Below are 12,190 nucleotides of genomic sequence, written 5' to 3'. Positions count from 1 at the left end.
GCCGGCTGGAGCGCAGGTTCGCCCAGCATGACAACATCCGCCCAAGCTCCTTCGACGGTTTCTGATATGACGGGAAACTCGAAAGTAGCTGAACTAAACAGCGAGCCGGACGGCGGCGCCGGCGGCGCCACGCTGGGTGGCAAGGCAGGTTCCAAACCCAGAATTCCAAGGCAGCTCTCGATTTGCGACGTCATTCTGGCCTCCAGGGTCGTGCAGATACATTTGATGTGCATGGTGTATGCGCATTCATCAAATATCGACTGTCGCCGCCGACCACCTGGGTGCCAAATGTCCATGTGCGGTAGCAATTTCGCAGATCCAGTGGTTACAGCCTGACAGAAGAGTCCGATTTTGGCATTCCCTTTGGGAAGTGTGCGTCGAGTCTGGCGCATGCGGACGGAAGATGGTCCGCTCCCAGTCTCGCCGAAGCCAGAAACAGAGCTGTGTGTTCAGCTGCGTCTCCGCTCTAGACCAAATGTTCTCCTGGGACATTCAGTCTAGCAAGTTCGAGGTGTCCTTATTTCGACGGATGGTTACGGATGCATATTCGCTCGTACAGGTCGCCGAACGTCGCCGCCTCAATTATCTCATCCAATTGCGGCGACCTCCAATTGTTGCTTTTATCCAAATTAGCTTGGAGCTCTGCGGCGATAAGGCTGTCTCCCCCAACATCAAAAAAGTTATCGTCCAAGCATATTTCGTTATCTCCGATAATATTTTTAACTTCATCAAGAAAAATTTTCCTCGGATCATCGTTGCTAAACATGTTTAGTTTTCCTGGTTCGACTACTTTTTCTGCCATAACCCTTTTCTCCTCTTATTACTACTCGTCTGGCGTCGTGAACTCTTCTCCCCTTTGCTGTTCTCGCTCCCCGGACTGCCGCGGAACCGTCCGCCTCGCAAGCTGATCGTCCGGCCAGCATCGGTGACCGTCGAATGAGTACGTTGGAAGGGAAATGCGACGGCGAGTACCGAACGGTTCCAATTGATCACTGGCCCGTTTCCAATCCACCGCAACACCCGCGGCCCAGAGTGCCCCAAGGCATTCCAGAAGGACATGGCGGTCAGTGGATTGTTCATCGTTCTCGTCGCGCGCGGCTGGGACGATCGATGGAATTCGGGTCTTCCGGTCCTCTGAGTTGATTGCTCCCTGTGCCAGACGCGCCAGATTTCGTGAGGGCCCGATGTCAACGAGTGCAGCTACACCAGCCGCGACAACGGGCTTGAGAGCACGATCAAATCGGAGAGGCTCGATCGCTTGCCTGCTCAAGTAGGTGTCCTGCAAGGGTATTTTCGCTTCATGCAGAGCTCCTGAGTTGAGAGCAATGGCCACATTCGGCAGGCCCTTTTCGAGTGTACGGACCCGCGCGTCGATGGCGTCAGTCGCTCCTTTCATCAGCGGCGAATGGCTGGGGACGCCAGCTGTAATAAGGAGGTTGTTGGTGATCTGTCGATGTTCGAGACTTTCCTGAAGCCTTTCCAGAAGTTCCCGCTTGCCGGTGAACACGACGTCGGTATTTGAGTTCACGATACCGACGCCGATCTCGCCAGCTTCTGCTCGATCACGCCAAGCGTCCTCCGTGAGGATACGCTCAGCCTCGCTCGGGCCGCATCCGGCCGCAAGCATAGCACCATCGATACCAATATTTGCCACCGCACGGCTCCGAGCGATCGTCAGCTCAACAGCATCTTCCACTTTTAGAATGCCCGCTAGGGTAGCCACAACGTATTCGCTCATGCTGTGTCCGACGAGATAAGCGGGCTGAACTCCGAACAGTTCTAGCGAACGCGCCATGGCGAATTGCACGGAGAAAATCATGACACTGATTTCTTCGAAGGAAGCCGTCCGGTATTTGTCGTCTTCCCCAAACATGACCGTCTCCAGGTCACGATCCAGGAGCCGGCGACAAGCGGCCGCACAAGTCAGGAAAGCATTGCGGAAGTCCGGCACGTGATCGAACAGATCCTTGAACATCCGCGGGTGCTGCACTCCGCAGCCCGGCAGCATGAAGCCAATAGACGGCGAGGAAAAGGTCCGATCAGCTGTACGATCCCCTTCTTCTTCCAACCTCGCGATGGCCGTGCCCAAGTTGCGCGCCACCACAACGGTTCGATGCGCGAAGTGGCATCTCGCCACGCGTAGTGTATGAGCGACGTCACCAAGATCGATGTCGCGGTTGCGCCGCAAGAACGCAGCTAGATTCAGGCAGGCCCGGCTTAGCGCTGACGGGGTCTTTGCAGATAGGCAAAGGGCGTGAGATCCCCGTGCAATCGATCCGGGCCAAGCCCTTGCATTGTCGCTGTCCCATTCCTGCAGCACGATATGGCAGTTGGTTCCTCCCATACCGAGTCCAGTAACTCCGGCAGTTCGTGAACGTCCCGGCGGACGGGGCCAAGGTCTAAGCTGCTCATTGATGAAGAAAGGCGTGTCTTCCAGTCCCAGATCTTCATTCAGCCGATTGATTTTGATTGTCGCTGGGATTACTCCGTGCTGAAGCGTGAGAGCTGTCTTGATAAAGCTCGCGACCCCTGAGGCGATGTTGGCATGGCCGATATTCGGTTTAATTGACCCGAGCGCACAGGCGTTCGCCTGCCCCGCGAAGACATCTGCCAGTGCGCGGACCTCGATTGGGTCGCCGACCTTGGTGCCGGTCCCATGAGTTTCGATATATTCCACATCTTCAGGGCCAAGTGCCGCGGAGGCAAGTGCTTGGCGCACAACTTCGGCCTGGCCTCGTGCGCTAGGCGCCGAGAAGGATGATTTGGCGCGGCCGTCGTTGTTAATGGCACATCCTTTTACCACCGCGTGGATCGAGTCGTTCGCCTCAAGCGCGTCTTCAAGGCGCTTGAGAACGACAACCCCTACCCCATCTCCGAGCACCGTGCCACTTGCATCGGCATCAAAGGCCCGGCACACACCGTCCGAAGAATTAATGAAGTCCTTGACAAACTGATACCCCGCTTGAGGGAAGGTGATACTCGAGCCCCCTGCCAACGCCATGTCGCAATAGCCGGCCGCGAGCGACTGAGCGGCGACCGCGATCGCCACTAACCCAGTTGAGCATGAGGTTTGCACCGCAATGCTTGGGCCGTTAAGGTTCAGCATGTAGGACACGCGCGCGGCAAGGTAGTCCTTCTCGTTGCCGAGCTCCGTCAGGAAAGCGAGTGGCGCGTTGGTGGGATCGCTGAGGCTGCCCTTCAAATGGTGCAGTAGATAGAGTGGGGAAGAAGACCCTGCGAACACTCCGGTCCGGCCTTCATGCTGGGTTGGCGCATATCCGGCCGACTCAAGTGCCTTCCAGCAGCATTCGAGAAACAGCCGATGCTGCGGGTCCATTAACGTTGCCTCACGCCTCGAGAGGCTCCAGAAATCCGGATCGAAAAGGTCCACATCGTTGAGATGGGCGCCCACGCGCACATAATCCGGGCGATTCAGGACAGCTTCCGCAATGCCTCGGGCCTTGAGCTCCTGCCTGGAGAGCGAGGTGATCGAGCATACCCCCTGGCAGAGGTTCTCCCACAGCGCGTCTACCGTCTCCGCGCCAGGAAAACGCGCGGCCATACCAATCACCGCAATGTCCATACTGGGGCTGCTTCGACGGTCCAGCGCCTTCACATGCGCCCTACGCGCCAAGACTGGCGGTGTTTTGGGGAGCTTGCCGATTTGGGGACGTCCCTGCTCGCCAATGCGTTTGCGGAGAAGAGCCGCGAGTTCGTTAAAGGTCGGATTGAGGAAGACCTCCACTACCCGGAGTTGCACCTTCAGACTCTCACGAATCTGCGTGCAGAGGCGGGCAGCCAGAAGGGAGTGTCCGCCGCAGTCGAAAAAATTGTCGCCCAGATCGGCAGCTTCGGCCTGGAGAAGGTCTCGCCAGGCTGCGCGAAGTGCTGATTCGACCTCGTCGGTACCGGTCACCAGAGCGCACGACTCTTGCGCGAGCCCGCGAAGGCGCGACCGATCAAGTTTTCCGTTAGCCGCAATGGGCAATTCCCGTACCGCCACGAAATGCGCAGGTATCGCATAGTGCGGTAACTCGGACTTTAAATGCGCTCGCAAAGGAGCCTCCCAGCCTCTGCAACCATCGTGCAGCACCACATAGGCGACCAGTCGGTCCGGCTGGCCTGTCGTCGAATCGAGCTCAGGCAATACGGCGGCGGAGCGGACCCCGGCGTAGCGAAGCAAGGCAGCTTCTACAGACCCGGGCACGAGGCTGTAACCTCGGATCTTCACCATGAAAGCGCAGCGCCCGATAATTTCCAAGTGGCCACTTGGCAGCATACGACCAAGATCGCCAGTGCGGAACATCGTGCCATCTGCGCGAAACGGGTCGGGAAAGAACCTTTCGCGTGTCATCTCTGGGCTGCCGAGATATCCATGAGCCAAGACATCGCCGCCGACGAAGACCTCGCCCAAGAAGCCCATTGGGACGGGATCGCGTTGCTCCCCCAGGATATAGACACTGACATTGTACTGAGGCCTACCCACCGGCGCGACCTTTTGTATTATCGCAGGATCGACCTCGCTCAAGTCAATATGCGAAACATCACATGCCTCCGCTGCGCCGTAGTAATTGATGATTCTGATGTGCGGCAGCGCGTCCCTGACCCGCGCAAGCAACGCTGCTGTTAGTACCTCGCCTGATAGGTAGATCAATCTGAGATCGGGAAGGCGGGAGGGGAGGTCAAGGAAGCCGCTGCTGATAATCACGTCCAGCAGTGATGGGGTTAGCAATATTCTGGAAATTCGATTTCGCTCCAGGTACTCGACCAGCTGATGCGGATCGTAGATAACGTCATCGGGGACCAGATAGGCTGGAATCCCGGCGAGGATCGGCCGCATTATGTCCCCGAAGAGATTGACCGCCTCACGCTCACCAAGCGTGTATGGCAGCGCATGATAGCGCCACTGGTTGGCGCATACACTGCTTCGGTGGGGGCAGACAATCCCTTTTGGTTCACCAGTCGTGCCAGACGAAAATGAGATCTGGGCCGGCGCATCGATATTCACCGGTTGCGGATTGGCCGGGCTGGCCTTGCCAAGTTGTGCTTCCCAACCCTCGTCGAGCGACAGCGCAATACCGGACCAGTCAGGCGGAAGCTTGGCTGCGAAATGGTCGCTGGTGACGACGATTTCAACACATGCTTTCGCAAGTATTCGCTTTACCGCAGCGGCGGGCAATGCTTTGTCAAGCACGACGTAGGCCGCCCCTGTTTTTAGAATACCGAACAAAGCGACGGCGTATTCAGGTGAAGTATCCATCAGGATACCCACGCTGGAACCTCGGCTCTGACCATGTCCAAGAAGGTGCCTGGATAGAATGTCGGTTAGGTCGTCGAGTTCACGATATGTGATGGTCGTAGCCTCTGAAACGATGGCAGGACTGTCGGGGGTGAGAGCTGCTTGTTTGCGGAATCGCTCATGCAGCGTTAGATTAGTATAAGGGAAGACCTCGCCGTGTTGGATAGAAACCGGAAGTTGTCCCTTCACCTCGCTAACCTCGCGCAGGAGGCTGGACACCACCTGCTCCGTCATGGCATGGGTGAAAAAGTGATCGCCATCAAACATAATCCGGGCGAAGCGCGACGTCGTAAGCCGACGCCATCCGTCTAGGTCATTGGCATTGATTTCGTCCTCAACTCCGCCCATTGCGGTGATTGCCGCCTTGAGAGGCTTTGGCAGGTTTCGGTCGTAAGTCTCCGCAAGTTCGAAGTCGGCCCGCAGGGGCGGCAAAATGAAGTCCAATAGCAGTTTCTCGTTTGCCAGCGCCTTCTTGGGGACCATACCAAGGGTACGAATCACATCGGTTAGCTTATCATCGGTGTATGTATACATCGGCGGCTCTTGCGGGGGCAGATCCGCTGACGGGTGAGCAGACACGACCACATGGAAGGGAGATGGCCGACCGGCCTCCTCAAGGGAGCGGGCAATCTCGTAGGCCACGAGGGCACCTGCGCTATGACCGAAGAAAACGAAGGGGCTATCGCTGTATTCCTGGAGCGCCTCGATGACCATGGGTGCCAGTACGTCCATGCTGCGAATGGCGGCCTCCGCTGATCGTTTGCCGCGCCCGGGAAGATCCAAGCAAATAAGCTCAATGTCGTCAGGGAGATAGTCTGGCCAATTACGGAACGACTGGACGCTACCCCCCCCATGGGGGAAGCAAATTAGCCGATACGACGGCGCAAGTGAACTCTTTACAACACTAAGCAGTGTTTTTGACTTACCAGGAAGTTGTTCCATCTCTCAAGCCACTCCACCTAGATTCCGCCTGAAAACGCCTCTTTCTTAGCGGACATTTCTTTTTTATGAGGACTTCCAATTCGGTCTTTATAGCACTAGAAGCTGCCACTTCGACCTAAGCTTACGGCAGCCAAAGTAGCACGGTTATCTAATGTAGAATGTTAAGATGTATCAAACTTCAGTTCAGGCATCTGTTAAAAAGTGTTAAATATCATTTTGCACAACGATTTAATTTCTAATTTGATAAATTTACGCGAACGGCGCCATTGCAGTAACGCTGTCGACCCTTATTGCGCCCCTGCATTGCGTACTCGTGCAGCGTCCGAGCGCAATTCGGACACAAGCCTTTTTGGCTGTCCCTGACCTCAGACCTTGCTGTGAAGGTACCATTGTCCGCGACCTTCGATCATGAAGGTTCAGTAATTTATTTGGTATCCGGCTGTCCAAGTTGGTCAACCAATTGAGATGGCAGGGTGCGCATGATGATCTGCTGGGGACAAGGCGATGCTATATGCCCTATTAACTGCCCGCGGATTGGGAGCGCATTGAGATAATAATGCAGGCCACCAAATTCCACAACCTGCTCATCCCAGCCCGTGTGAAGCGTTAGCGGGTCCTGCTGGAGACCAAGACCTACGCATTTCAGTATAGCCTCTTTCCTGGTCCACAGCTCCAGGAACTCTCTCGCAGACTGTTTGCGCGTAACGTCTTCAAACCTCCTGACTTCTTGGTCAGTCATAATGTGGCGGGCCAATTGTCGGCAATTTGCCAAGGGGCGCCAACGCTCAATATCTATCCCAATCAGGCCCACGGCTGAAACGGCGACGGCGGACCAATCCTGGCTGTGAGACTGGCTCACTTCGATATCGCGCGCCGGCAATCGAGGCTTGCCGAACCGCGAAACGGTCATCTGGAGATCTTGCTCCGGAATATGCAAGTGCGCAGCAAGGATGGTTCGAAAAGCAAATTTTGCTTGAATGTATGAAAGCCGCAGATCTGAGTGGCGGATTCTTTCGGCCCGCTCCCGCTCAGTTGGGCTTAGCACTTCACGCATGTATGGCGTTGGGATTGTCAGCTGTGAATGCCGGAAAACCCAAACATCGATCGTACCAAACTGCCTCTGCGAATGCATTCGTCACAGCCTTTGGCTCGCTCCACCACATGCCCTTGCCTGATCAGCGCGAGGGTGAAGTCGTTATTGCTTCCCCCATTTACACGTCCACAGTGCGGTAATGGGGCGGGTCGTTACTGACTTGGGAAAGCTTCTACACTGCCATTGCGTCTCTGGGGTTAAACATTTAAGAAACAACTTAAAGATTTATAAGACCTCTTTGAGCTTCTTTTCATCAGTCGTATACTATATCTTTTGCTGCACCGAACTAGCACCACTAATGTTAACGCGATGTGATTGGCGGCCCGCCATTAGCGCCGTTCCGAAAATAGTTGAGTGATTTCAGCCGGTTGTGATTCCGTCGGATTTGCGAGCTTCGATGGAGATCACGATGGCCTGGACTGAAACCACCCGTGCGCATCGCGGCGCAAGGCTGAGCCGGGCAACGAGGCGCATGTCGGAGCACCGATGCGGGCGTCGTCTCGGCGCTCGCCGTTGCCGCCGGCCAGGCGGTCAAGGCCGGCGACGTGCTTTTGTCCATCGAGGCGATGAAGATGGAGACGGCATTGCATGCCGAGCGCGACGGCACAATCGCCGAAGTGCTGGTCAAGGCCGGCGATCAGATCGATGCCAAGGGTGTCCACAGCCTAAGAAGCACCTCAGCTATTCACTTAGAGGCGCTGAAGCTTTCCCGACGTCGGGCCGACGACCATCTCGTCTCCCGATGAGTAGGCAAACTGGAGTGCGGCAATACCGCGCTCGGCCATCTCCTCAAGATCACGCAGGCTCAGATTGCAGGCGAGAGATAGCAGCGCACCAGAGCAGGACCGCGGACTTGTCGAACTGACAGCCTTTGAACATTGCAACACTCCGAAAACGAAGGTTCCTTGCCACAGCACTGTAATCAAAAGTTGCAGCAGATCAATTTAGGCTCGTGCGCCTGCGCTCGACCCGGAAAAGGAGGCAGAGAATGCGACAGGGTTCATCTCGTTTCCGCCAACCGATGTGCCCGTCAAGGCCGGCGCGCTGACCGGTCATCTGGTCGAAGCCTGCTAAACGGCGAAGGTCATCTCCTCTAGAGGGAAGGTCCCAAACGGATCATGCTGCCGTCGCTGAAGCGTGATTGGCGGAATCTGTGGAGGTTGTGCCCTGTCTCATTTCCTTGGACCAGGTCGGCCCACCAACCCGCCCATGCCGGGTCCGATACCGAAGCCGTGGCTACTCATCCCGGTCGCGATAACCAGACCTAGGATCGCAGCGGCGCGATCGACGATAGGCACGACATCCGGCATTGCATCGATCATGCCCGCCCAACTCGCCTTGAGCGGCACTGTCTTGAACTGCAGGAAAAGCCCGTAATCCCGCGGTCGATGGGCGGAGTGCAGAGGCTTCGGGAGCGGGATTCCCATCTCCAACAGTGATACCGAGATATTCCGGCGCGCCAGAACAGCGCCGTAGTCACGCCGACAATGCCGCCGCCGATGACCACGACTTCCGAAGTCTTCGGCGGAGTCGCTTGAAACTGTACGGGGTGGCTTCGGTGAAGGGGAATATTGTCAAAGAATACTGTCCTTTTGGTACGCTACGGCGGTATCCGGCCTACAGACTTGTCTCGCCTGCGACACCACAAATCGCTTGCAGGATCGCGCCCGGTGCCTGCTGAAGCCGATCCGCATCTGCCGGAGCCATAGTTGAACAATTGGATCAATCAGGACCATCGGCGCATAAAGCACCGTGTCCGAACGATGTGCGGCTTCAATCCTCAGTAAGCGTCGGCATTATCCTGTCCGGCATTGAAATGTTTCACATGATGAGCAAGTGACAGGCCAGGGACGCCTTCAATCCGAATCCGTCGCTGGCCGGACAGTTCGCCATTCTCGCCGCCCGACCAGAAGCGCAAACAATCCTCCCTGCGTCCCAACTCAACCGTTGCAAAACCGATCCTAATCGGTTCGCAATTTGAGATACTCGATCCTGACGTAGCTGCCGCGTCAATCGCCCAGCCGCGCCTCGTCGAGCGTCGCATCGATCGGCGCTTCGCCGGCGACGCGTGCGGCCGCATGGGAGCGGATCGCGGCGACAAGCGCGCATTGCGTTGCCGCACCACGTGCAACTGCTGGAATCCCGCCGAAGAGGACGGGATCGACGCCGGTTTGCAGGAAGAGCTTGCCCCCCACAGTAATCCGCATTCTATTTGACGAAAAGCTCGCGCGCTGTCTTCGTTAAAGGGTCAAACCCACGATCCTTAACAGCAAAACTTTGGGTGATCGTGATTCCAACGTTGTCTAGCCACAGGCCAGGCATCATGTGGAAAACCATACCTGGCTGAAGAACTGTTTCATCTCCCTTGCGGATACTAGCCGTACGTTCTCCCGATGCGGGCGGAAATGCGATGCCAGTCGGATATCCAATTCGGGACTCCTTTTCAATCCCATGGCGAGCAAGCACTTGACTGAATGCGCTGAACACTTCTGAACAGGTCCGCCCAGGACGCACACTTTCGAGGCCGACGTTTAGGGCTTCTACAGCAATCTTCGACAGATTTTGGAATGCAGTTGAGGGTTTGCCGACTACGATTGTACGAGAGAGTTGAACTTGGTAGCGGTGCCGGCACCCCGAAAGTTCAAGATTAACAACAGAGGAATTCGGCACCGGTTCGTCGGTCCAAGCTGCATGTGGAGCGATTGAACGCTCGCCTATGCAAAGATCGGGAGGGCAAGCAGGGTAGTCACCTCCAAACTCAGCCGTACCCGACACTTGCTGGTGATAAATAGCTGCCGCGATATCGCATTCACGAACTCCAGCTTCCACCGTATCGATCACACATTGCATCGCCACATCTGCAAGCTGACCAGCTTGACGCATGATTGCGATTTCAGTCGGGCTCTTTATCAGCCGGAGCCATCCAACGAGTAGGTCAGCATCAACGAATTCCGCAAGTGGCAAAGCCCGGGTAAGATCCTGGTGAGCACGGGCGGAATAATAGTATCCTCCCATCTCGACGCCAACGCGCGCCTTCTCGCCCCCGACTTCCCTTACAATATCGGCCATAAAGGTGTAGGCCGATAGGAAGGGCGAATGAACATGCGTTTCGGGGTAAGCTCTGATGTTTTGATCGGCAAGATAGGTAGTCATTAATGCCGAAACGCGATCCATCAACCGGCCCACCCAAATAGGCTCGTCGTGATCGAGTGACACGATCACCATTTGCGGAGTATAGAACGAGTAAGCGTTATAGCCGGTAAGATAGTTTTGGTTAGGCGGCTCTGACAGAAGAAGGATCTCGATCCCTCTCGTCGTCATTTCTTTCTTTACCGCTGTTAGACGTGACTGAAACTCGGCAATCTCAAAATGCAGTTCTTTTAGCACGTTTTTCTCCTTCTAATTCAAATCAAAGCGACCGTCTTGGGTGGCATCATCATTTCCAGCGGTGTGCGTGGCACATCTGGAGGGAGAAGGGCGGAGCCCACCCCCCCCCGCGTTATGTTGACACGATCGGAGACCATTGGTCGGGCCTGCGATCCCTCGTCGTAGCTCGAACCGCCCCAGGTGTTGGGAGGGCTGGGTGCCGGTCGCCATTACCAGTGGAATGCGGCCAGGCTATAGGCTGACTTGTGGCAGCACAATTCGGATCTGGCAACAATGTATCGGCCGGTACCTCTTGCCACAGTGGGGATGTACCGCGTTGATCGAAGACCTTCACGTAGGTCCCACCATCGCGAGCTATCTCGATCATGAACACAGCTGAAACCGTACCGCTTCGCCGGACCATAGGAAATACGGTCGCTGCCGTCGACCTGCAGGACGCCGCGATAGCCATCCAGATGGCGGGCGACGCATTCGCCGGCACGGCTGTCCTCAAAGCGGTCGGCGACGGGGCTGATCGTCTCGCAGTCGCGGCAGGTGAACTTCTCCCGCACGTGCTGGATCACCTTCCATTGCCGCGGCACCACCTCCAGCGTCTCGGTGATATCCTCACCCAGCTTGCGTAGCCGATGACCGCCGCAGCAATGGCAAGCGGTCGGCGCCGGCTCGACCACGCGTTCGCGCGGCAGATGCTCGGGAAATGGCTGACGCGCCGGTCGTTTGCGCACATAAGGCACCACCTCGGTGGTCCTGGCCGCGGCCTGTTCGGCGGCGATCTCGTCTTCCGTCGCGGTGCTCTCGAGCTCCTCGAAGGTGAGCTCCATCTGGTCGTGCAGGCGGGCTGAGCGTTCAGAACTCTGACCATGCAGCGCCCGCTGCAGCTTGCGGATCGTCAGATGCTGATGTGCGATCAGCGCCGCATCATCCGATGCCTTAGCCCTGGCGACCGCCAGTTCGGCCTCGACCAGCGCAGCGCGCGCGGCCTCGTCTTCGGCTCTGGCCAGCGCTGCGGTCAGCGCCGCTCTGAGCGCGCCGATATCGTCCGGAACAGCATCCTGGGCGGTGGCAACCATGCCCTGGAGTGAATCATAAAACGCGCCCGCTGACTCGCGGAAAATGGCGCAAACTCAAAGAAAAACTCAGCCCGCGCGCTGCGGGCGGAACGTGTGGCGCGGGTTGCGCCAATCGATCCCGTCGAGCATGTAGGCGAGCTGCGCCGGTGATATGGAAACCGTGCCGTCCGCCGGCGACGGCCATAGAAACCGGCCCTTCTCGAGCCGTTTGCATACAGCGACATGCCAAGCCCATCATGCCAGATAATCTTGATCAGATTGCCGCTGCGGCCGCGGAAGACATAAATATCGCCGGCCTAGGGTTAGGTGGCGCGCCACCTAACCGTTCTTATGCATCGGGTGAGATTTTGTGGCGGAGCCGTCCTGGCGCCAGCCGAGGTCTGCCAAATCTGGAATCCT

At 56.8% G+C, this 12,190-nt stretch carries 6 protein-coding genes and 5 pseudogenes; 2 read left to right on the top strand and 9 right to left on the bottom strand.

What is annotated here, in order from left to right:
* From LB547_RS32085 to LB547_RS32070, 4 genes and pseudogenes are all read right to left on the bottom strand, one after another.
* Positions 1-194, bottom strand: a pseudogene (locus LB547_RS32085) (hypothetical protein); the annotation flags it as partial.
* Positions 195-517: 323 nt separating this feature from the next.
* Positions 518-802, bottom strand: a complete 285-nt coding sequence (locus tag LB547_RS32080; RefSeq protein WP_084016206.1) for an acyl carrier protein — start codon at positions 800-802, stop codon at positions 518-520.
* Positions 803-823: 21 nt separating this feature from the next.
* Complete coding sequence (locus LB547_RS32075; protein ID WP_084016208.1) at positions 824-6,241, bottom strand: type I polyketide synthase; 5,418 nt, start codon at positions 6,239-6,241, stop codon at positions 824-826.
* Between the two features lie 424 nt (positions 6,242-6,665).
* Positions 6,666-7,373, bottom strand: coding sequence for a 4'-phosphopantetheinyl transferase family protein (locus LB547_RS32070; RefSeq protein WP_084016210.1), 708 nt, complete (start codon positions 7,371-7,373; stop codon positions 6,666-6,668).
* A 399-nt stretch (positions 7,374-7,772) separates the two neighbouring features.
* Between LB547_RS32070 and LB547_RS32065 the strand changes: the two are divergent.
* Positions 7,773-7,987 (top strand): annotated as a pseudogene (locus tag LB547_RS32065) (biotin/lipoyl-containing protein); the annotation flags it as partial.
* Positions 7,988-8,506: 519 nt separating this feature from the next.
* Here the strand turns inward: LB547_RS32065 and LB547_RS32465 are convergent.
* Positions 8,507-8,644, bottom strand: coding sequence for a hypothetical protein (locus LB547_RS32465; RefSeq protein WP_245322136.1), 138 nt, complete (start codon positions 8,642-8,644; stop codon positions 8,507-8,509).
* Positions 8,645-8,966: 322 nt separating this feature from the next.
* Here LB547_RS32465 and LB547_RS32055 point away from each other — a divergent pair.
* Positions 8,967-9,237: pseudogene (locus LB547_RS32055) on the top strand (DDE-type integrase/transposase/recombinase); the annotation flags it as partial.
* A gap of 106 nt (positions 9,238-9,343) precedes the next feature.
* Here LB547_RS32055 and LB547_RS32050 read toward each other — a convergent pair.
* The 4 genes and pseudogenes from LB547_RS32050 to tnpB form a co-directional block, all read right to left on the bottom strand.
* Positions 9,344-9,529, bottom strand: a complete 186-nt coding sequence (locus LB547_RS32050; protein ID WP_140700809.1) for a hypothetical protein — start codon at positions 9,527-9,529, stop codon at positions 9,344-9,346.
* 13 nt (positions 9,530-9,542) lie between these two features.
* Positions 9,543-10,721, bottom strand: coding sequence for a M24 family metallopeptidase (locus LB547_RS32045; RefSeq protein WP_084016212.1), 1,179 nt, complete (start codon positions 10,719-10,721; stop codon positions 9,543-9,545).
* A gap of 509 nt (positions 10,722-11,230) precedes the next feature.
* Positions 11,231-11,791: pseudogene (locus LB547_RS32040) on the bottom strand (IS66 family transposase zinc-finger binding domain-containing protein); the annotation flags it as partial.
* Between the two features lie 66 nt (positions 11,792-11,857).
* Positions 11,858-12,078 (bottom strand): annotated as a pseudogene (tnpB, locus tag LB547_RS32790) (IS66 family insertion sequence element accessory protein TnpB).
* Between the last annotated feature and the right edge of the window lie 112 nt (positions 12,079-12,190).

Origin of the sequence: Mesorhizobium sp. B264B1B (genome assembly GCF_020165765.1) — a bacterium.
GTDB lineage: Bacteria > Pseudomonadota > Alphaproteobacteria > Rhizobiales > Rhizobiaceae > Mesorhizobium.
Note: the sequence above shows the minus strand (reverse complement) of the source record. Positions and strands in the feature narration are given on the sequence as shown.

Excerpts from the sequence above, each read along its gene's own strand:
- LB547_RS32080 (WP_084016206.1), bottom strand. The coding sequence starts at position 802 with ATGGCAGAAAAAGTAGTCGAACCAGGAAAACTAAACATGTTTAGCAAC.
- LB547_RS32075 (WP_084016208.1), bottom strand. The coding sequence starts at position 6,241 with ATGGAACAACTTCCTGGTAAGTCAAAAACACTGCTTAGTGTTGTAAAG.
- LB547_RS32070 (WP_084016210.1), bottom strand. The coding sequence starts at position 7,373 with ATGCATTCGCAGAGGCAGTTTGGTACGATCGATGTTTGGGTTTTCCGG.
- LB547_RS32465 (WP_245322136.1), bottom strand. The coding sequence starts at position 8,644 with ATGCCGGATGTCGTGCCTATCGTCGATCGCGCCGCTGCGATCCTAGGT.